The sequence below is a fragment of the Actinacidiphila guanduensis genome (assembly GCF_900103985.1).
GTDB classification, from domain to species: domain Bacteria; phylum Actinomycetota; class Actinomycetes; order Streptomycetales; family Streptomycetaceae; genus Actinacidiphila; species Actinacidiphila guanduensis.
Genome location: NZ_FNIE01000004.1, coordinates 105,640 through 125,026 on the forward strand (window position 1 = coordinate 105,640; position 19,387 = coordinate 125,026).

At 75.2% G+C, this 19,387-nt stretch carries 16 protein-coding genes and 2 riboswitches; of the genes, 7 read left to right on the forward strand and 9 right to left on the reverse strand.

What is annotated here, in order from left to right; all coding sequences use genetic code 11:
- Nucleotides 1-19: 19 nt before the first annotated feature.
- A complete protein-coding gene (locus BLR33_RS09540; RefSeq protein WP_093783897.1) occupies nucleotides 20-478 on the reverse strand; it encodes a cupin domain-containing protein in 459 nt (152 codons plus the stop codon).
- 123 nt (nucleotides 479-601) lie between these two features.
- On the opposite strand from BLR33_RS09540, the gene BLR33_RS09545 reads away from it, so the two are divergent.
- Together BLR33_RS09545 and BLR33_RS09550 are read left to right on the forward strand one after the other, a co-directional pair.
- Nucleotides 602-1,198, forward strand: coding sequence for a TetR/AcrR family transcriptional regulator (locus BLR33_RS09545; RefSeq protein ID WP_093783898.1), 597 nt, complete (start codon nucleotides 602-604; stop codon nucleotides 1,196-1,198).
- 303 nt (nucleotides 1,199-1,501) lie between these two features.
- Nucleotides 1,502-1,918 carry a RidA family protein gene (locus BLR33_RS09550; protein WP_093783899.1) on the forward strand — a complete coding sequence of 139 codons (417 nt, stop codon included), beginning with the start codon at nucleotides 1,502-1,504 and terminating at the stop codon, nucleotides 1,916-1,918.
- Nucleotides 1,919-1,995: 77 nt separating this feature from the next.
- Here BLR33_RS09550 and BLR33_RS09555 read toward each other — a convergent pair whose 3' ends face one another.
- Nucleotides 1,996-2,931 (reverse strand): LysR family transcriptional regulator, encoded by a 936-nt coding sequence (locus BLR33_RS09555; protein WP_093783900.1) that lies wholly within the window; start codon nucleotides 2,929-2,931, stop codon nucleotides 1,996-1,998.
- A gap of 127 nt (nucleotides 2,932-3,058) precedes the next feature.
- Here BLR33_RS09555 and BLR33_RS09560 point away from each other — a divergent pair, with 127 nt between their 5' ends.
- Nucleotides 3,059-4,309 (forward strand): MFS transporter, encoded by a 1,251-nt coding sequence (locus BLR33_RS09560; RefSeq protein WP_093783901.1) that lies wholly within the window; start codon nucleotides 3,059-3,061, stop codon nucleotides 4,307-4,309.
- A 48-nt stretch (nucleotides 4,310-4,357) separates the two neighbouring features.
- On the opposite strand, the gene BLR33_RS09565 is transcribed toward BLR33_RS09560, so the two are convergent.
- A complete protein-coding gene (locus BLR33_RS09565; protein WP_176930207.1) occupies nucleotides 4,358-5,488 on the reverse strand; it encodes an NAD(P)-dependent oxidoreductase in 1,131 nt (376 codons plus the stop codon).
- A 169-nt stretch (nucleotides 5,489-5,657) separates the two neighbouring features.
- Nucleotides 5,658-5,863: riboswitch (cobalamin riboswitch) on the forward strand.
- Nucleotides 5,864-6,041: 178 nt separating this feature from the next.
- Between BLR33_RS09565 and metE the strand changes: the two genes are divergently transcribed.
- Nucleotides 6,042-8,360 (forward strand): 5-methyltetrahydropteroyltriglutamate--homocysteine S-methyltransferase, encoded by a 2,319-nt coding sequence (gene metE, locus BLR33_RS09570; RefSeq protein WP_093783903.1) that lies wholly within the window; start codon nucleotides 6,042-6,044, stop codon nucleotides 8,358-8,360.
- Nucleotides 8,361-8,556: 196 nt separating this feature from the next.
- On the opposite strand, the gene BLR33_RS09575 is transcribed toward metE, so the two are convergent.
- Both BLR33_RS09575 and BLR33_RS09580 read right to left on the reverse strand, forming a co-directional pair.
- Entirely contained in the window at nucleotides 8,557-9,204 is a 648-nt protein-coding gene (locus BLR33_RS09575) for a DNA-3-methyladenine glycosylase family protein (protein ID WP_093783904.1), read from the reverse strand.
- Between the two features lie 160 nt (nucleotides 9,205-9,364).
- The gene (locus tag BLR33_RS09580; protein WP_093783905.1) at nucleotides 9,365-9,982 is read right to left on the reverse strand and encodes a CGNR zinc finger domain-containing protein; all 618 of its coding nucleotides are present in this window, start codon (nucleotides 9,980-9,982) and stop codon (nucleotides 9,365-9,367) included.
- Between the two features lie 166 nt (nucleotides 9,983-10,148).
- Between BLR33_RS09580 and BLR33_RS09585 the strand changes: the two genes are divergently transcribed.
- Nucleotides 10,149-11,117 carry a pyridoxamine 5'-phosphate oxidase family protein gene (locus tag BLR33_RS09585; protein ID WP_093783906.1) on the forward strand — a complete coding sequence of 323 codons (969 nt, stop codon included), beginning with the start codon at nucleotides 10,149-10,151 and terminating at the stop codon, nucleotides 11,115-11,117.
- 115 nt (nucleotides 11,118-11,232) lie between these two features.
- On the opposite strand, the gene BLR33_RS09590 is transcribed toward BLR33_RS09585, so the two are convergent.
- The 3 genes from BLR33_RS09590 to nicT all read right to left on the reverse strand — a co-directional run bounded on the left by BLR33_RS09590 (nucleotide 11,233) and on the right by nicT (nucleotide 14,558).
- Nucleotides 11,233-12,588, reverse strand: coding sequence for a PP2C family protein-serine/threonine phosphatase (locus tag BLR33_RS09590; protein ID WP_093783907.1), 1,356 nt, complete (start codon nucleotides 12,586-12,588; stop codon nucleotides 11,233-11,235).
- A 110-nt stretch (nucleotides 12,589-12,698) separates the two neighbouring features.
- Nucleotides 12,699-13,199, reverse strand: a complete 501-nt coding sequence (locus tag BLR33_RS09595; protein WP_093783908.1) for an NUDIX hydrolase — start codon at nucleotides 13,197-13,199, stop codon at nucleotides 12,699-12,701.
- Between the two features lie 252 nt (nucleotides 13,200-13,451).
- The gene (gene nicT, locus BLR33_RS09600; protein ID WP_093783909.1) at nucleotides 13,452-14,558 is read right to left on the reverse strand and encodes a Nickel transporter NicT; all 1,107 of its coding nucleotides are present in this window, start codon (nucleotides 14,556-14,558) and stop codon (nucleotides 13,452-13,454) included.
- A 29-nt stretch (nucleotides 14,559-14,587) separates the two neighbouring features.
- Nucleotides 14,588-14,790: riboswitch (cobalamin riboswitch) on the reverse strand.
- Between the two features lie 209 nt (nucleotides 14,791-14,999).
- Between nicT and BLR33_RS09605 the strand changes: the two genes are divergently transcribed.
- Together BLR33_RS09605 and BLR33_RS09610 are read left to right on the forward strand one after the other, a co-directional pair.
- Nucleotides 15,000-16,013, forward strand: a complete 1,014-nt coding sequence (locus BLR33_RS09605) for a GlxA family transcriptional regulator (RefSeq protein WP_176930208.1) — start codon at nucleotides 15,000-15,002, stop codon at nucleotides 16,011-16,013.
- Nucleotides 16,014-16,163: 150 nt separating this feature from the next.
- The gene (locus tag BLR33_RS09610) at nucleotides 16,164-17,276 is read left to right on the forward strand and encodes a TDT family transporter (RefSeq protein ID WP_093783910.1); all 1,113 of its coding nucleotides are present in this window, start codon (nucleotides 16,164-16,166) and stop codon (nucleotides 17,274-17,276) included.
- A gap of 175 nt (nucleotides 17,277-17,451) precedes the next feature.
- Here the strand turns inward: BLR33_RS09610 and BLR33_RS09615 are convergent, their stop codons facing one another.
- A complete protein-coding gene (locus tag BLR33_RS09615; protein ID WP_245771313.1) occupies nucleotides 17,452-19,209 on the reverse strand; it encodes an FAD-dependent monooxygenase in 1,758 nt (585 codons plus the stop codon).
- Nucleotides 19,210-19,387: the final 178 nt, after the last annotated feature.

A 19,387-nucleotide genomic window follows, 5' to 3' on the forward strand; every position in this document is an offset into this window, starting at 1 on the left:
GCGGGGCGGGCCGGGCGGCTCAGGCGAAGTCGGTGGCGGGCTCGGTGGCGTAGCGGCCCATCACCTCGGCGGCGGCCTGCGGGCTCGGGTTGCCCTCCTTGGCGAACAGCTCCTGCAGGTCGCGGAAGTACTGCACGTACAGGTCGGGGGTGAAGGTGTTGAGCAGGACGGCGGGCTCGTCGCCGCGGTTGGCGAAGGTGTGCGGGGCGCCGGGCGGGATCATGGCGAGCGTGCCGGCCGGGGCGACGTGGACGGTGTCGCCGACGGTGAAGTGCACGGTGCCGGAGACGACGTAGAAGCCCTCGTCGTGCTGGGCGTGCCGGTGCTGCTGCGGGCCCTCGGTGTGCGGCGGCACGGTGATTTCGCCGATGCCGAGGCGGTGGTCGGTGGTGCTGCCGTCCTCGAGGATGCGCATCCGCACCGCGCCGAGCGGGATCATCTCGCCACCGGTGGGTCCGACCACGGAAACGTCGGTCATGTCGAGCTCCTTCGTGAGAGTGGACTCTCATTAAGATAGACCGTTCACCTCCGTGATGCAAGTCAACTCTCACAACGCGAGGATTCGGCTACCATGAGAGGACGAACAGAGGGAGGACGACGCATGACGACGGGCACCGGCCGCACCAACCAGAAGCTGCGCACGCGGACGGCGATCGTGGCCGCCGCGCGCACGCTCATCGGCACCGGGCGGGAGGTGACGATGCCGGAGATCGCGCGCGAGGCTCTGGTCTCCGAGGCGACGGCCTACCGCTACTTCCCCGACCTGCCCTCGCTCATCGGGGAGGCGCTGGCCGGGGACTGGCCCTCCCCCGAGGAAGCCCTCGCGCCGGTCGCCGACCACCCCGATCCGGTCGAACGGGTCGCGTTCGCCTGCGAGTTCCTGCTGCGCGGGGTGCTTGCCCGGCAGGGCGCCGTCCGCGCGACGATGGCGGCCGCGCTCCTTCGTCCCGAGACGGTCGCCGCGCGGCCGGGCATCCGGTTCGGCCTGATCGAGCAGGCGCTGGCCCCCCTGCGCGCGAGCGCGCGCACCCAGGAGGCGCTGACCCAGCTCGAACGGGACCTGGCGGTGGTGGTCAGCGCCGAGGCGCTGTTCTCCCTCACCGACCTGTGCGGACTGGACGAGGAGTCGGCGGTGGCGAGCGTGGTCCGCACGGCCCGGACGGTGACGGAGGCGGGGGTGCGGGCAGCGGGCGCGTAGAGCCCGGCGCCGCCCGTGCGGAGCCGGTACGGAGCCCGTACGGAGGGTGCGCGAGGTCTCGGTGCCCGGGCGCGGCGGCCGGCGAGTGCCCCGGCTGTCGGTGCGCGGGTACGCAGCAGTGCCCGGGCACGCAGGCACGCAAAGTGCGCGGGTACGCAGCAGGTGCGCGGGTGCGCAGGCAGGCAAGTACGCGTGTGCGCCGGAGGGTGGGGGCCTGCCCGCGGGCCGTACGAAAACCGCGGGCGCTCCCCCGGCGCGGCCTGGCAGCATGGCGCGCGCCCTGCCCTCCGCGAAAGGACCGCCGTGGCCGCCGCCGTCACCCTCATCCGCTCCGCCGCCCTCTCCGACGTCGCCGAGTACGCCTACGCGGCCACCGCGCCCGCCGGGGCCCGGCTGGTCTTCCTCGCGGGCGCCTGCCCGCTCGACGCCGACGGGGCCACGGTCGCCGTCGGCGACTACGCGGGCCAGGCCGCCCAGGCGGTGGCCAACCTGGTCACCGCGCTCGACGCGGCCGGCGCCGGGCTCCAGGACGTCATCAGCACCCGCGTCCTCGTGACGACCACACGCCAGGCCGACCTGGTCACCGCCTGGCAGGTCGTCCGCGACGCCTTCGGCGACCACGACGTGCCCAGCACGCTCATGGGTGTCACGGTGCTGGGCTACCACGACCAGCTGGTCGAGATCGAAGCGGTGGCCGCCCTCGTGGACGAGCCGAGCTGACAGCTCACGGCCCGCGCCGGGCCCGCCCGCCCGGCGGCTGAGCCGCGTACACGGCCCGCTCGCTGACGGCCCGCTCCTCACCCCCGGCCCGCCCACTGCGGAATCCACGTGCCCGGCGCGTTCGGCGCCGGCGCCGCCGTGGCGAGGTGGGCGCGCAGGACCGGAAGGGCGGGGTGCGGATTGTCGCGGTGCCAGACAAGCGAGTGCGGGTAGACCGGCGTCGGGCCGGTCACCGGGATGCGGCGCAGGCCGTGGGCCGTGGGCCAGACGAGGCGGGCGTGCTCGCCCATGAAGGTGGCCAGCGCCGGGGTGTCGGCGACGGTGTCCAGCAGCGCGTCCGAGCCGAAGTTGGGGCCGGTCGCCTCGATGGTGAGGCCGAACTCGGCGACGAGGTCGTCGTAGTAGGCGGCCCACTCGGTGCCGGGGGCGATGCCCGGCATCCATATCCGGTGCCCGACGAGCTGGTCCAGCGTCACCGAACGGGCGCCGGCCAGCGCGTGCTTGGGGCCGGTGAGCAGGTGCAGCGTCTCGTCGGCGACGCGGGCGGACACGATGTCCTCGGGCAGCGGGTGCCCGGGCGCGCCGACCGCCCGGAAGGACGCGTCGATCGTGCCCGAGCGGATGGCGGCCACGGCCGCGTCGATCTCGAAGAGCGTCACCACGTCGAGTTCGATGTCGGGGTGCGCCTGATGGAAGGCGCGCATCAGGCCCGAGCCGGCGCCGCGCGAGGTGATGACGTCCACCCTCAGCGGCCGGCGCCCGGCTTGCACGGAGGCGGCCGCACGCTGGGCGACACGCAGCAGTTCGCGGGCGTGGGGCAGGAACGCCTGCCCGTCGATGGTGAGTTCGGCGCCGCGCGGGGTGCGGGTGAACAGCCGTACGGCGAGGTCGCGTTCGAGTGCTGCGATGCGTTTGGAGACCGCCTGCTGCGTGACTCCCAGTTCGGCGGCGGCCTCCTGGAACCGTCCCGCGTCGGCGGCGGAGACGAAGGTCCGTACGGCATCGAGGTCCATACCCGCAACCCTACGCGCACAACCATTGGTTGTGGCTCACGGCTTCATGGTTGTTTGATCCCAGGCCACGGGACTCGCTTTGATGCTCCTGCACGCGGATCGGTTGTGGAGCGAGGAGTTCTCGGGGATGAAGAGCGGGCTGGGACCACTGCTCGGGGGCCGGCTGGGGCCGCGCTTCGGGTGGCTGTGGGGAGCGTACGGCACGAGCGCCCTCGGTACGTGGCTCGCCTTCGGCGCGTTCCCGTTGATCGCCATCCGGGTGCTGCACGCCGGGCCCGTCGAGGTGGCCGCGCTGTCCTCGGTGGGTGCCGCGGTGGGCGCGGCCGTGGCGGTGCCGCTGGGCCCGTGGGTGGAGTTCCGGCCCAAGCGGCCGGTGCTGATGGCGATGGACCTCGCGCGGTTCGCGGTGCTGCTGACGATTCCGGCCGCCTACGCGCTCGGTGTGCTCGGCTTCGTCCAGCTGCTGCTGGTCTCGGTGGTCGTGGCGGCCGCCGACATCACCTTCCGCGCCGCGTCCGGGGTCCACCTCAAGTCGCTGGTGCCGCCCGGGGACCTGCTCACCGCCAACTCCCGCTTCGAGTCCACGGCGTGGACGACCACGATCGTCGGGCCGCCGCTCGGCGGCGCGGCGATCGGCCTGCTCGGCCCGGTGGCCACGGTCGTCGCCGACGCGGTCAGCTACCTGCTCTCGGCGCTGGGCATCCGCGCGACGGGAGGCGACGAGCCGCGGCCGGAACGCCGCTCGGGCGCCCGGCTGCGAGCCTCGGATCTGCTCGACGGCTGGCGGTACATCCTCGCCGACCCCGCCCTGCGCCCGCTGTTCTTCAACACCGCGGTCTTCAACGGCCTGGTGGTGGCCGCGCAGCCGCTGCTCGACGTGCTGATGCTCGGCCGGCTCGGCTTCGCCCCCTGGCAGTACGGCCTCGCCTTCGCCGCGCCCTCCCTCGGCGGCCTGCTCGGCTCACGCCTGGCCCGCCCTCTCGCCGCCCGCCACGGCGATCACCGCGTCCTGCTCGTCTTCGGCACCCTGCGCGCCCTGTGGCCGATCGGCCTGGCCTTCACCGGCCGCGGCACGGGCGGCCTTCTGCTCGTCATCGCGGTCGAGTCGGGCCTCATCTTCTGCTGCGGTGTCTTCAACCCCGTATACGCCACCTACCGCCTCCAGCGCACCCCCACCGCCCGCGTGGCCCGCACCCTGACCGCCTGGACGGTCACCACGAAGACCTCCGCGGCCCTGCTCACCGCCCTGTGGGGCTGCTTGGGCGCCCTTCTCGGCCTCCGCCCGGCCCTTGCCCTGTCGGGCGCCCTCCTCCTGGCCACCCCCTTCCTCCTCCCCCACCGCACCCCGGCCCCCGCCCCGACCCCCTCCCCGGCCTAGCTGTTCTCCCCGGTCGGCAACACCGTCACCGGCTGGCATCCCTGCCTCTCAACTCGACTGGCGGGACCGGCCTTCCGGGTCCGTCGCCGGCGGTCCCTCCTCGGGCCTGCCGAAGAAGGAGGCGAACTCGCCCAAGAGCCGCTGGGACGCCTCCCGCATCGCGGCGCGCGTCATGCCCGCCGCGTGCGGGGAAACGGTGCAGTGCGGGTTCCCCGCGAGCAGCGAGGAGAACCGTGGGCCCTCGGTGTCGAAGACGTCAACCGCTGCTCGCCACGGACCGCGGTTGGGATCGAGCAGCGCATGATGCAGGGCCTCTTCCCGTACGACGCTCGCCCGCGATGTGTTGACCAGGACCGAGCCGGGTCGCATCAGCCGCAACTCTGCCGCACCGATGAGCCCGACTGTCTCGGCCGTGGCCGGCACATGCACGGAGACCACATCGCAACCGGCCAGCAGTTCGGCAAGCGACTCCACCCGCCGGCCGGGCCAGCCGACCGCCCGCTCGGGAGTGAACCGCGGGGACCCGCACACCCACACCTCCGCATCAAAGGCGCGCGTCAACCCCGCGACCCGCCGGGCGATCGCCCCGGAGCCCACGAGTCCCACCCGCGCCCCGGCAAGGCTGCCCGTGGGCAGGTCCTCGACTGCCGCGCCCCACGACCCCTCGCGCAGCGCGGCGGCGCGCCGCGAGACACCGCGCAACGCGTCGAGCACGAGCGCCACGGTCAGTTCGGCCACCGCGGCGGCGTTGGCTCCCGGAGTCGTACGAATGGCCACGCCCAAGCGCGTTGCCGCTGCCCGATCGAACGTGTCGGAGCCTGCCGCTGCCCGGCCTGCCAGGACCAAGCGGTGGCGTAGGCCGGGGTGGGTGGCCCGCTCCAGTACCGTCCGGGTGAGCGGGATCCCGGCCCGGCACTTCAGAGCGTCGTAACCGTGGCCCTCCGCTTCCAAGTGCGCGGCCAGCTCGGGTTCACGGAAGCCGTCGAAGTCCACCGTCTCCCAGCTCGCCTCGATCCGGGCGCGGAGCGCGGCGTCTGCCACCCGCCGCAGGTTGACCACGGGTTCCAGGCCGAGCGCGGCAAAGGCGTTCAATTCCGCGAGCGCCTGCTCCCCTGGCGCCGGATCGACGACGAGCAGGCGGCGGGGCAGACAGTGCGGTCCCGTCACCGTCTGCTCCACGCTGTCCGTCTGGGGCGCGCCCCCGCCTCGGTCCCGTCGATCTCGACCCGCTCCAGCACGTCCCCTCCGCCGGCCCGGCAACGATGCCCGTCCACCCTAGGAGCCAGGGGGAGCCGCCGCCACCAGCAGACTGCGCGGGTGGCGGCGCGGCCTCCTATGCTGGGAGGCGCAGCTGGTTCGCGCCCGTCCGCCAGGCGGGAGGCGTCGCAAGAGGGAACCCGGTGGGAATCCGGGACTGCCCCGCAGCGGTGAGCGGGAACGACCGCCGTCACACGCACTGGGCCCGCAGCGGGCCTGGGAAGCTACGGCCAGTAGGTGCCTCGTGGCATACATGGGATACGAGGCGCGCCCGCGAGTCCGAAGACCTGCCACCTGCCCGCGCCGGGACGTCCCGCGCGCGGACATCCCGGTGACCTCGAGGGCGGGTCGGCGCACACATCGGACGGGCCGCCGCACCTGCCGCGTGCCCGGCCACCCGTCCGTGGTCCGTCACCCTTCGCCCCTTCGTCCCGCCACCGGGAGACCAGGGATTCATCTCGCGAAGGAGATCTCCGTGACAGCGACGTCCGCAGCCGCGGCAGCACGGGCGACCGTGTACGGCTACCCCCGCCAGGGGCCGGACAGGGAACTGAAGAAGGCCGTCGAGGGCTACTGGAAGGGCCGCGTCGGCGCCGGCGCCCTCCGGGAGACCGCCGCCGGCCTGCGCCGGGACACCTGGCGGCAGCTGGCCGACGCCGGCCTCGACGAGGTGCCGACCGGCGACTTCTCCCTTTACGACCACGTCCTGGACACCACCGTCATGGTGGGCGCGATCCCCGAGCGGCACCGCGCGGCCGTGGCCGCCGACCCGCTGGACGGCTGTTTCGCCATGGCCCGCGGCACGCAGGACGCGGCGCCGCTGGAGATGACGAAGTGGTTCGACACGAACTACCACTACCTCGTGCCGGAGTTGGGCCCGGGTACGGTCTTCGCCGCCGATCCGGCCAAACAGCTCGGCGAGCTGGCCGAGGCGCGGGCGATGGGCCTGGCGGCGCGGCCGGTGCTGGTCGGCCCGGTCACCTACCTGCTGCTGGCCAAGCCCGCGCCGGGCGTTCCCGCGGACTTCGACCCGCTGACACTGCTGGACCGGCTGCTGCCCGTCTACGCCCAGGTGCTCGCCGACCTGCGGGCCGCGGGCGCGCGGTGGGTGCAGCTGGACGAGCCCGCCCTGGTGCAGGACCGCACCGCGGGCGAACTTGCCGCCACCGAGCGCGCCTACCGCGAGCTGGGCGGACTCACCGACCGGCCCGAGCTGCTGGTGGCCACCTACTTCGGGCGGCTCGGCGAGGCGCTGCCGGTGCTGGCCCGCACCCCGGTCGAGGGGCTCGCCCTGGACTTCACCGAGGCGGGCGCCGGCAACCTCGCCGATCTCGCCGCGGCCGGCGGCCTGCCGGGCAAGCGCCTGGTCGCCGGCGTCGTCGACGGCCGCAACATCTGGGTGAACGACCTGGAGAAGTCCCTGGCCACCCTCGGCACCCTGCTGGGCCTGGCCGACCGGGTCGACGTGGCCGCGTCCTGCTCCCTGCTGCACGTGCCGCTGGACGCCGCCGTGGAGCACGGCATCGACCCGCAGATCCTGCGCTGGCTCGCCTTCGCGCGGCAGAAGACCGGCGAGGTCGTCACCCTCGCGCACGCGCTGTCCGCGGGCGCCGGCGCGATCGCCGGCGAGCTCGCGGCGAACCGCGCCGCGCTCGCCTCCCGCGCCGGCTCCCCCATCACCTTCGACCCCGCGGTACGGGCCCGCGCCGCGGCCATCACCGCCGCCGGGACCCACCGTCCCCAGCCCTACGCCGAACGCGCGGCCGCGCAGCGGGCGCAGCTCGCCCTGCCGCTGCTGCCGACCACGACGATCGGCTCTTTCCCGCAGACCGGGGACCTGCGCGCGGCCCGCGCGGACCTGCGGGCAGGGCGGATCGGTGCCGGAGAGTACGAGGAGCGGATCAGGGCCGAGATCCGCGAGGTGATCGCCTTCCAGGAGAAGGCGGGCCTGGACGTCCTGGTGCACGGCGAGCCCGAGCGCAACGACATGGTGCAGTACTTCGCCGAGCAGCTGACGGGCTTCCTCGCCACGCGGCACGGCTGGGTGCAGTCCTACGGCACCCGGTACGTGCGCCCGCCGATCCTGGCCGGAGACGTCTCCCGGCCCGGGCCGATGACGGTGCGCTGGACCGCCTACGCCCAGTCGCTGACCCGGCGGCCGGTCAAGGGCATGCTCACCGGCCCGGTCACCATGCTCGCCTGGTCCTTCGTCCGCGACGACCAGCCGCTCGGCGACACCGCCCGCCAGGTCGCCCTCGCCCTGCGCGACGAGGTCGCCGACCTGGAGGCCGCGGGCACGTCCGTCATCCAGGTGGACGAGCCGGCGCTGCGCGAGACCCTGCCGCTGCGGGCCGCCGACCGCCCGGCCTACCTGGCCTGGGCCACCGAGGCGTTCCGCCTGGCCACCGGCAGGGTGCGGCCGGACACCCAGGTCCACACCCACATGTGCTACGCGGAGTTCGGCGACATCGTCCAGGCCATCGACGACCTGGACGCCGACGTGATCAGCCTGGAGGCCGCCCGCTCGCACATGCAGGTCGCCCACGAGCTGGCCGCGCACGGCTATCCGCGTGAGGCGGGCCCGGGCGTCTACGACATCCACTCGCCGCGCGTGCCGAGCCGCGACGAGGCGGCCGCGCTGCTGCGCACGGGCCTGACCGCGATCCCGGCCGAGCGGCTGTGGGTCAACCCCGACTGCGGCCTGAAGACCCGCGGCTGGCCCGAGACCCGCTCCTCGCTGGAGAACCTGGTGGCAGCGGCCCGCACGGTCCGCGGCGAACTCGGCCGCGCCTGACCCTCGTCCGCCGGGGCGCGGCTGCTGAGGGCGGCGCCCGCCCCCAGCAGCCGCGCCCCGCCCTCGGCTGTCGGGCCCCGCAGCGCCGACACAACGGTCCCGCCGTCCTGAGCCCCGCGGCAATCCGGCCGCCGGGCACGGGCAGGCCGATCGGGCCGCACCTGCCCGCGGGTGCCGGTCACATGAGGCCGTCCGGTCAGGAAGCGGGTTCCGCCGGGGGCGTGCGGGCGCGCAGGGACGTCCACAGCAGGGCCGAGGCGTAGGTGCGGTACGGCGCCCACGGCAGGGCGCGACGGCGGGTGTCCTCCACGGTGGGGGCCTCGGGCAGGTGCCAGGCGTACTGCACGGCGCGGCGGATGCCGATGTCGCCCGCGGGCAGGATGTCGGCGCGCTTGAGCTGGTGGATGAGGAACATCTGCGCTGACCACAGGCCGACGCCGTGCACGGCGGTGAGGTCGGCGAGCGCGGTGGTGTCGTCCACGTCGTCCATGTGCTCCAGGTCGATGGTCCCGTCGGCCTGGCGGCGGGCCAGGTCGTGGAGGTAGCGGGCCTTGGCGCGGGACAGGCCGCAGGAGCGCAGGTCGTCCTCGTCGAGGCGGAGCAGCGCGGCCGGGGTGACGGCGCCGCCCGCGCGGGCGGTGACGCGGGCGAAGATCGTGAGCGCGGCGGCCACGGAGATCTGCTGGCCGACGATGTGCAACGCCATGGCCTCGAAGTTGGTGGCGGCGGGGAACTCGCGGGCGGCCCAGTCGTACGGGTCGGGCCGCCCGACGCGCGCGACGAGCCCGGCCAGGACGGGGTCGGCGGACAGGTGGCGGTAGGCGGCGGCGCTCTGGCGCGTCATGACGGCTCCGGTGCGGATGGTGGGGCGGGCGGTGCCGGTCGGGCCGGGGCCCGGTGGGTGCGGGCGGGGGGCGCGGCCGGTACGGGGCGGACGCGGGTGCGGGCACCAGGCGCCCGGTCGCTGCGCCGGCCGCCGGAACGGGCACGTGCGCGGTGCGCGCTCACGCGGTGCCGCGGGTGCGGCGGTAGTGGCGGGCGGCGCGGACGCGGTTGCCGCAGGCGGGCGAGGACCACTCCCGGCGCGGGTGGTTCTTGACGAAGTACAGGACGCAGGAGGGGGCCAGGCAGGGGCGCAGCAGCGTCCGGGTGTCCCCGGCGAAGAGCGCGACGGCCTCCGCGGCGATCGCCGAGACGGCGGCGGATGCCGGCTGCCCGGCGGTGCGGGTGCGGCGGGCGGGGGCACGGCCGGGCGGCCAGGACAGTTCGGCCCAGTGGGGTGTGCCGGCCGCGGCCCGGTTGAGCACGGTGACGGCTTCCGGTAGGTCGCGGATGGCGGAGGCGGCCGCCGCGCGTGGGTCGGCGGTGGCTTCGGCGGCGAGCCGGCGCAGCGCGTCACGCAGGGAGGTCAGCTGTCGGCCGAGACGGTCGAGATCGGGGCCGGTGAGCGCGTCGAGGTCGGCCGGCGTCAGCAGGTCCGTGCGCGGGGCGACGGCGCGCAGCCAGGACCGGGGGCCGTCGGGGTCACGCAGGGCGTCGTGCACGCCGTCCCGGTCCGCCCAGACGGTGTTCATCAGCTCCACGGGCAGTGGCTCGCCCAGCAGTGGCGCCTTGGTGTCCATGGGGTCGAGGCTACCGCAGGTTCTAATGCTTGCCAGCATCCCCATCCGTTTGACACGGGCCGTCCGGCGTGCGACTCTTGTCCTAACGGTTGATTGGCATTCCAAGCGTAAGATTCCTCTCGACCGCGACCGACCGCGACCGGCCCGAGCGAAGGAGCACCTCCTCATGACCGACTCGGCGAACCGCCCGGCGCGCCCCACCGGCACCGGCTTCCACGAGGGCGAGCTGGCCGTCCAGCGGCGGGCCGGCGTGGCGCAGGACGCCGCCCGGCTCACCGGCATGCTCGCGCCCGCCCAGTTGCGCGGCGGGGTCACCCGCTTCCTGGCCGAGCGGACCTTCGCCGCCGTCACCGCGCGCGACGGCGGCGGGCGGCTGTGGATCTCCCCGCTCACGGGCCCGACCGGCTTCCTCGACGTCACCTCGCCCACGACGCTGGACGTGCACGCGCTGCCCGCCGCCGGCGACCCCCTCCACGACGTGCTCCAGGACCCGCCGGGCGACCTGCCCGCCGGGCTGATCGCCGTGGAGTTCGCCATCCGCAGGCGGCTGCGGATCAACGGCACCGTGTCCGGTACGGACGGCGGGCTGCGCGTCGAGGTCGAGCAGGCGTACGGCAACTGCCCGCAGTACATCCAGGCCCGCCGCCTGCGCGCGGCGCCGTCCGTGCCGGACACAGGCGAGCCCGTCCGGCACGGCACCGCCCTCACCGCGGAGGACACCGCGCTGATCCGCGGCGCCGACACCTTCCTGATCGGCACCGCCCACCCCACCCGCGGCAACGACGCCTCGCACCGCGGCGGCGCCCCCGGCTTCGTCCGGGTCGAGGACGGGCAGCTGTGGTGGCCCGACTACTGGGGCAACAACATGTTCACCACCTTGGGCAACCTCCAGACCGACCCGGCCGCCGCGCTGCTCTTCCTCGACTTCGCCACCGGCCGCACGCTGCACCTGTCCGGCCGCGCCACCCTGGAGTGGACCGACCCGGGCGCCCCCGGCGACGACGACGGCACCGGCCGCCGCGTGCGCTTCACCCCCGAGCACCTGGTGGCGGGCCGTCTGCTGCCCCTGCGGGCCGACACCGTCGTGGCGGCCCCGGACAACCCGCGGCTGACCGGGACGCCGAAGGCGAGCTGACCGGGCGGGCGCCAGGGGTGAGGCACCGGCGCAGGGCTGCCCGCGACCGCCGCGGGCGCCTCGAAGCAGCACCGGATCGGCGCCCGTGTCCTCGCCCGCGCCCGGGCCGGACGCGTCACCGCACCGGCAGTTCCGGGATGCGCAGGGCGAGGACCGCGAGGTCGTCGTGGCCGTCGCCGGGGGCGCGGTCGGCGAGGGTGCGGACGAGGTCCGACAGGGGCAGACCGGCGTGCGTCCGCGCGACGGCGGCCAGTTCGGCCATGCCCTCGTCCAGGGAGCGCCCCGGGTCCTCGACCAGCCCGTCGGTGAAGAAGACGACGGTGGCCTGCGGCGGCAGCCGGAAGACGTGGTCGGGGCGGCGGAAGTCGGTGCTGACGGCGAGCGGCAGGCCCGGCTCGGCCTGGAGGTAGCGGGCCTGTCCGTCGGGGGTGAGCACCAGCGGGGGCAGGTGCCCGGCAGTGCTCCAGCGCAGCGTCCAGCCCTGCGGCTCGGGCTCGATCCTGGCCAGGCACGCAGTCGCCAGGGGAAGCTCGGCCATGGCCTGCAAGGTGCGGTCGAGCTGGTGGAGGACGGCGCTGGGCGGGGTGAGGCGGTCGTAGAGCAGGGCGCGCAGCATGCTGCGGGTCTGGGCCATGGCGGCGGCCGCGCGCAGGTCGTGGCCGACGACGTCGCCGATGACGGCCGCGCAGGCGTCGTCGGGCAGCAGGATCGCGTCGTACCAGTCGCCGCCGAGGTAGCCGGGGGCGGCGGCGGGCCGGTAGATGGCGGCGGCCTCGAAGGGGCGCAGGTCGGGGAGGGTGGGCAGCAGCAGCCGCTGGAAGCGCTCGGCGCTGCCGCGGATCTGCTGGAAGAGCCGGGCGTTCTCGATGGCGATGCCGGCGGCGCCGGCCAGCGAGACGAGGATGTCCTCGTCGTCCCGGTCGAAGGACCGCCCGTCGTGGCGCTCGGAGACGTACAGGTCGCCGTAGATGACGCCGCGGACGCTGATCGCCACGCCGAGCAGGGTGCGCATGGGCGGGTGGCCGGGCGGGAAGCCGGCCGAGCTCGGGTGGGAGGGGATGTCCGGCACGCGCAGCGGCTCGGGGTGGTGGATGAGGTGGCCCAGCACGCCGCGGCCGCGCGGCAGTTCGACCCCGAGCAGGTCGGTGCGCTCCTGCTCGGACAGGCCCTCGGTGATGAACTGCTCCAGTTGCTCGCCGGAGTCGTCCAGCACCCCGAGGGCCCCGTAGCGGGCGCCGACCAGCTTCATCGCGGTGGTGACGATGCGGTGCAGGACGACCGGCAGGTCGGTCTCGCGGCTGACGGCGAGCACCGCCTCCAGCAGGTCCCGCAGCCGGTCCTTGGCGCCGGCCAGGACGCGCAACTGCTCGGCGAGCTCGTCCAGCTCGGCGTCCATCCGCGACCGCAGCTCGGAGATCCCCGGTGCCGGGTGGCCCTCCTCCTCGCTGCCGTCGGGCGGCTCCTGTGTCATTCGGCCAGTATCGGCGCGGCCCCCGGGGCGGGGGCCGCCGTGCTGGTCCGGCGGCTGGGCCAATCCTCCGTTCGGCCCAGCCCCGGAGCCCGGGCGGGTGGGAGCGGCCGCTACGCCTGCGCCTCGCCGGGGGCGGCGGCCGTCGCGGCGGGGCGGCGGGCCGGGCGCCAGAGGGTGCCGAGGTAGGGGGCGTAGCGCTTGGCGCCGCGGTGGAAGAAGCCGGGCAGGTGGCCGGCGAGCGCCGGGCGCAGATCGAGTCCGCGCAGCTCGGGGAAGGGGACGAACTCCGGTTCCAGGCCCGGCTCGCACGTCGTGGGCGTCTGCCCCCGGGCGGGCCCGTCGGCGGCGAAGACCAGGTCCACGGTGCGGCGCCCGCAGTCGGGGTCGACCGCCTCCAGGACGAAGGCGACCCGGGTGGGCTCGACGGCGAGCCCGGTCCCCTCGCGGACCTCGCGGCGCGCGCACGCCGCCATGCTCTCGCCCGCGCGTGGGCTGCCGCCGGGCAGCGCCCAGTGGTCCAGCCCGCCCGCGGTGCGGTGCACCAGCAGGACGGACTGGCCGCGGAAGACGATCGTGGAACAGCGGACATGGGTGTCGTCGGGCATGGTCATGCCGGTCTCCTGGCGTGCGGCGGAGGGGGCTCGCCGTCGTCCGCGGCACGTCGCCGCCGACGGTCCCCGCTTCCTAGAGGCCGCAGGACCCTGGCGCGTTCCCCCGTCGCACCGAAGACGGGCTCGCGGTCGCGGCTTTTCCCCGCGCTTTACGCGAGCTTGGCCCCGACCGTGCGCGGTGGCCCCGCGGGGCTTCGCAGCGGGGGCCGGGCCCGGCCGAGGGCGGCCCCGGCCGGGCCACGATGCGGCCGTTCAGCCGCTCCGGGCCGCCCGGGCCGCCCAGCGCTCCTCCACCCGCGCCAGGCGCCAGTAGGCGAGGGCGGCCGCCCACACCACGACGAACAGGCCGACGATCACGTACCCGACGTTGTCCATGTCGAGGTCCGCCACCCAGCCGGTGACCGAGTCGGTGAGGTCGAGCTTGTCGTGCAGCACCCCGATCAGCTCGATCGTGCCGATCACGAAGGCGACCGCTATGGACAGGCCGGTGATGGTGAGGTTGTAGAAGACCTTGCGCACCGGGTTGGAGAAGGCCCACTGGTAGGCGAAGTTCATGAACGTGCCGTCGAGCGTGTCGAACAGGCTCATCCCGGCGGCGAACAGCAGCGGCAGGCACAGCACCGCGTACCAGGGCAGCCCGGCCGCCGCTCCCGAGCCCGCCATCACCATCAGCGTGACCTCGGTGGCGGTGTCGAAGCCGAGCCCGAAGATCAGGCCGATCGGGAACATCTGGCCCGGCCTGGTGACGGACTTGGTGAGCCGGCCGAGGATGCGGTTCATGAACCCCCGCGAGTCCAGGTGCGCTTCGAGCGCGGCCTCGTCGTACTGTCCGGCCCGCATCGCCCGGAAGACCCGAAGAATGCCCAGCAAGGCAACGAGGTTGAGGGCCGCGATGACATAGAGGAAGGTGCCCGACACGCTCGTGCCGACCGTGCCGAGCACCTGGTGGGTGCCGGACTGCTGGTTCATCAGCGTGCCGGCCAGCCGCGCCCCGCCGACGACGAGGGCGGCCATCACGACCACGACGCTGGAGTGGCCGAGGGCGAACCAGAAGCCGACCGAGACCGGCCGCTTGCCGTCGGCCATCAGCTTGCGGGTGGTGTTGTCGATGGCCGCGATGTGGTCGGCGTCGAAGGCGTGCCGCATGCCGAGCGTGTACGCGGTCACCCCCAGCCCGACGCCGAACGCCTGCGCGCCGACGCGGTAGTGGTCGGGCACCACCAGCACGATCAGGACGCCGAACGCCACGACGTGCAGGGCGAGGATCGCCGCCAGCAGGCCGGCCGTTCGCAGGGTGTCCTCGCGCCGCCAGCGGAAGGCGGACCGGATCGGGACATGGGGGGACTCGGGCAGGGTCATACGGTTCACGCTCCAGCACCTCGTGGATCACTTCGTGAGATGCCGTGGCCGGTCTCCTGGCTGACGGATCATCATGCCCGTCCCTGCCTTCCCGGCCTCGCGGCCAGTGGCACCGCCGAACGAACGGCGGATGGGTCGGGCACTCCCCGATCACAGTGGCGAGGGCCGCTCCGGCCTGCACCCCGAGGGGTGGTCACCGGTCTTCCCGAGCACCACGGCCCGCCCACCATAGAAGCGGGTGTCCGGCGGCCACAAGACAGCCCGCCCCCATGTGATCTTTCCCGCTCGGGGGGATTGTCATGGACAGGCCGGGCGTACAACCAGGTGGGAAGTCCCGAACCCCGCTCCCCCGGTGGCCTCCCCCGTCACCCGCCCGGTTTGGGCTCCCGCCCCGCCCGTGACTAGGGTTGCGGCAGGGGTTCGGAACGTCGGAGGAAGCCCATGGACCCCACACGCGCGGGCGCGAGCCCCCTGCTCGTGACCGTTCTTCTCTTTCCCGGAGTGCGGCTGCTGGACGTGACCGGGCCCATCGAGGTGTTCACCGCGGCCGACGGGTTCGGCGGGCGCTACCGGATCCGGACCGTCTCCGCGGACGGCCGCGAGGTGACGACCTCCGCGGGCACCCGTATCGGCGCCGACCTGGCCGCGGCCGAGGCCACGGACACCAGCGACGTGCTGGTGGTCCCCGGCGGCCCCGGGTGGGAGCGGCTGATCAAGGACGACGCGCTGCTGGACCTCGTGCGCACCCTGCATGCCCGCTCCCGCCGCACCGCCTCGGTGTGCACCGGCGCCTTCCTGCTGGCCGCGGCCGGGCTGCTCGACGGCCGCCGCGCGACCACCCATTGGCGGCAGGCCCGCGACCTCGCGCTGCGCTTCCCCGCGGTCCGGGTCGAGCCCGACGCGCTGTTCGTGCGGGACGGCGCGGTGATGACCTCGGCGGGCGTCAGCGCCGGCATCGACCTCTCGCTGGCCCTGGTGGAGGAGCACTTCGGCGGTGAAACCGCCCGCTCGGTCGCCAAGGACCTCGTCGTCTTCATGCAGCGCCCGGGCGGCCAGTCGCAGTTCAGCGTCCGTGCCCGCGCTCCGCGGACCCGCCAGGACGCGCTGCGCCGGGCCCTGGACGCCGTCGTGCAGGACCCGGGCGGCGAGCACACGCTGACCGCGATGGCCCGACGGGCCGGGCTGAGCCCCCGCCACACGGCCCGCCTCTTCCACGACGAGCTGGGCACGACCCCGGCCCGCTACGTCGAGCAGGTCCGCGTCGAAGCGGCGCAGGCGCTGCTGGAGTCGGGCGACGACCCGCTGCCCGCCGTCGCCCGCCGCACCGGCTTCGGCTCCCCCGAGTCGCTGCGCCGCGCCTTCGCCCGTCACCTGTCCACCACCCCCGGCGCCTACCGCGCCCGCTTCCGGACCACGGGCACGGCCGGGCAGGCACCGGAGCAGCGCGCGTCCTGAACCGGGCCGCCCGCCGAGGGAGCCGGCGCGGCCGTGTCCCGATGTGAGGCTGTTGTGGCACGTGCGGGGGTGCGGGTCGGGCCCGCCGGGACCGTAGGTTCGCAGGGCACCGGCCCGCACCGGTGATCCCGTGGACCAGGAAAGAAGCCCGTGACACCCCAGCCCGCCAGTACCCGAGCCGTCCCGCTCCCCGCCACCCGGGGCGAACCCGGTGGCGGCCGCCCACGGGCGCTCGCGCCGGGCTGGTTCGCCGCCGTGATGGGCACCGGCATCGTCGCCGACGCCGCCGTCACCCTGCCCCGCGGCTCCTCGGCGCTGCGGGACGGGGCCACGGTGGTGTGGCTGGCAGCCGCGCTGCTGCTCGCCGTGCTCGGCGCCGGGTACATCAGGCGGTGGGGGCTGCGCGGGCACGCGGTCGACCCGGTGGCGGCGCAGTTCCTCGGGGCGCCCCCGATGGCGCTGCTCACCGTCGGCGCGGGGACGCTGCTGCTGGGCGGCAGGGTGATCGGGACGCGGGCCGCGGTGGACGCGGACTGGGTGCTGTGGTCGCTCGGCACGGCGTTCGGGCTGGCCGCGACGTGCGCGGTGCCGTACCTGATGGTCACCCGGCACCGCTTCGCGCCCGACGCGGCACACGGCGGCTGGCTGCTGCCGGTGGTGCCGCCGCTGGTCTCGGCGGCGACGGGCGCGCTGCTCGTCCCGCACGCCGCCGCCGGCCAGCCGCGGCTGGCCCTCCTGCTGGGCTGCTACGCCCTGCTCGGCCTCGGGCTGGTGGCGGTCTTCCTGGTGCTGGCCATGATCTACAGCCGCCTGGTGCACCACGACGCGCCCGCCGGCGCCACGGTGCCCACGGTGTGGATCGGCCTGGGAGCGCTCGGCCAGGCGGTCACCGCGCTCGGCTCGCTGGCGACCGCCGCCCAGGGCGTGCTGCCGGAGTCGTCCGCGCGGGGCGCGGGAGTGCTGGCGCTGCTCGGCGGCGTGGGCCTGTGGGGCTTCGCGCTGCTGTGGCTGGTGCTGGCGGTCGCCCTCACCGTGCGGGAGTTCCGCGTGGGGCTGCCCTTCGCCCCCACCTGGTGGTCCTTCATCTTCCCGCTGGGCGCCTGCGTCACCGCCACCTCCGCGCTGGCCCACCGCACCGGCTCCGAGATGTTCGTCTGGCTCGCCGTGCCGCTGTACGCGGTCCTGGTGGCCGCTTGGGCGGCCGTCGCCTGGCACTCGCTGCGGCATGCCGCGGTACGGCTGCGCGCGTATGGCGCCCGGTAGCCGGCCGTGATCGCGGCCCGCGCTGGAGGGCCGCGCCTTTCGGGCGGACGGCCGGCTACGAGATGCCGGTCACCCGGCGGTCGGCGGGGTGTCCGCTCCTGGGGCGCCGCAGGCCGCTCGGGGTCGCCCTGGCTCTCCGGGTGACGCGCGCGCAGGAGGGCCGGGGCGTCGCCCGCTACCGGCTCTCCTTCCCGGCCCGGCCTTCGCCCGGGCCCGCCGCGGACGGCCCGGTGGCGCCGCCCAGGACGTGGTCCAGGACCGCTTCGGCTCCCCCCGCCGGCAGGGACGCGCCGCGCCAGGCGACATGCTGGTCCGGGCGGACCAGGACGTTCGGAGCGGCGTAGAGGGCGCGCGCTGCCGGGTCGGTCAGGTGGACCACCGTGAAGGGCAGCGAACGGGCCGCCGCCTCGCGGGCGAAGGCGTGCTCCACCGAGCGGTCCCCGGTGAGGACCAGGAGGGCGAAGGACGTGCCGATGCGGTCGTAGAGGGTGCCGCCGTAGGGGTCGACCAGGCCGTCCGGGGCGCGGTGGCCCGGGCGGGCGTCGTCCTCGTAGACGTCAGGCCGCCACGGGGGTTCGGTGCCGCGCTGCCCCGGCTCGTACCAGATCGCCGAGGAGCCGTCGTAGCGCTCGTCGAAGGTGATGCCGTCCGTGCCCGGGCGGTCCCGGCGCAGCCGCTCGCCGATGGCGGAGCGGCGGGCCGCGGCCTCGGGGCTGAGGTCGGCGTCGTGCGGGATGCCCCCGCGGCGGATCTCGGCGAGGGTGGCCTGGCTCCGGCGGGCCCGCTCGAGGGCGTGCTCGGCCACGCGCGCGTTGTGGGGGCGCCGCTCCTCGTCGTAGGAGTCCAGGAGCGCGGGCGGGGCGTGGCCGGCGAGGACGGCGGCGAGCTTCCAGCCGAGGTTGACCACGTCGCCGATGCCTTCGCCGAGGTTGCCGCCGGGGGTGCGCACGTGGGCGGCGTCGCCGGCGAGCAGGACGCGGCCGCGACGGAAGGTCCGGGCGATGCGGGTGGCGTGGTGGAAGGTCGTGGCCGAGACGAGTTCCAGGTCGAGGTCGAAGCCGAAGGCCGCGCGGGCGGTGGCGAGCAGTTCCTCCTCGCCGGGCTCGTACTCCAGCGGGAAGGGCCCGGCGTAGACCCGCCACTCGCGGGTGCTCACCGCGGCGAGGAAGCCGGACGCCCGGGCGTTGAGGACGATGTTCGTGCCGCTGGGGGCGGCGCCCACCCGCGCGGAGATGTCGCCGGTGCGCACGATGAGCCGCAGCCGCTTCTCGGTGGCGTGCCCGCCGTCCCGTTCGATGCCGGCAAGGCGGCGGGTGGTGCTGCGGCCGCCGTCGGTGCCGAGCACGTAGGCGGCGCGGACGGTACGCCGCTCACCGGAGTCCACCTCCACCACCTCCGCCGCGACCGCGTCGGCGTCCTCGTGCAGGGCGACCAGCTCCCAGCCGCCGGCCGCGGTCACCTCGCGCTCGCGCAGGTACTCCAGGAAGACGTGCTGGAAGACGGTCTGCGGCCGGCGCAGGGCCTCGCCCGCCGAGACACCGGCGCCGAGCGGGCCGCGGAAGGCGGGCGGCGGCACCGGCACGAGTTCGTGCCCGGCCAGCGAGGTCACCAGGCGGATGCCCTGGTTCCACTCCGGTGGGAAGGTCCAGGCGTCGCGGACCTGTTGCAGCAGGCCCCAGCGGCGCAGATGCTCCACGACGCGCGGGGTGTGGCCCATCGCGCCCGCCCGCACCAGCGTGGCCGTGCGGGCGCGCTCCACGACGGCCACCCGCACGCCGCGCGAGGTGAGTTCGACCGCGGCGGCGAGGCCGACCGGCCCGGCGCCGACGATCAGCACGTCCACCGTGCGCGGCGGCACGGCGACGGGGAAGCGGACAGTGTGCACGTCGCGCCCGCCGGTCGGGGAGGGGACTTCCGCTGCGGGCAGGGGCACGTGTGCTGCCGGCGGGGCCGCCTCCGCCGCGGACGGGGCCGTGTGCGCCGCCGGTGCGGTCACCTTGCTCGCAGGCGAGGGTAGTTGCGCTGCCGGCGCGGGCGCCTCCGCTGCGGGCGGGGGTACTTGTGCCTCCGGCGGGGCGGTCGCTGCGGCCGGCGGGGCGATGCGCGTGGCG

Coding starts and splice junctions, on each gene's coding strand:
- BLR33_RS09540 (WP_093783897.1), bottom strand. CDS start 478: ATGACCGACGTTTCCGTGGTCGGACCCACCGGTGGCGAGATGATCCCG.
- nicT (WP_093783909.1), bottom strand. CDS start 14,558: ATGACCCTGCCCGAGTCCCCCCATGTCCCGATCCGGTCCGCCTTCCGC.
- BLR33_RS09555 (WP_093783900.1), bottom strand. CDS start 2,931: ATGGACCTCGATGCCGTACGGACCTTCGTCTCCGCCGCCGACGCGGGA.
- BLR33_RS09595 (WP_093783908.1), bottom strand. CDS start 13,199: ATGACCATGCCCGACGACACCCATGTCCGCTGTTCCACGATCGTCTTC.
- BLR33_RS09605 (WP_176930208.1), top strand. CDS start 15,000: ATGGACCCCACACGCGCGGGCGCGAGCCCCCTGCTCGTGACCGTTCTT.
- BLR33_RS09585 (WP_093783906.1), top strand. CDS start 10,149: ATGACCGACTCGGCGAACCGCCCGGCGCGCCCCACCGGCACCGGCTTC.
- BLR33_RS09545 (WP_093783898.1), top strand. CDS start 602: ATGACGACGGGCACCGGCCGCACCAACCAGAAGCTGCGCACGCGGACG.
- BLR33_RS09580 (WP_093783905.1), bottom strand. CDS start 9,982: ATGGACACCAAGGCGCCACTGCTGGGCGAGCCACTGCCCGTGGAGCTG.
- BLR33_RS09590 (WP_093783907.1), bottom strand. CDS start 12,588: ATGACACAGGAGCCGCCCGACGGCAGCGAGGAGGAGGGCCACCCGGCA.
- BLR33_RS09560 (WP_093783901.1), top strand. CDS start 3,059: ATGAAGAGCGGGCTGGGACCACTGCTCGGGGGCCGGCTGGGGCCGCGC.
- BLR33_RS09575 (WP_093783904.1), bottom strand. CDS start 9,204: ATGACGCGCCAGAGCGCCGCCGCCTACCGCCACCTGTCCGCCGACCCC.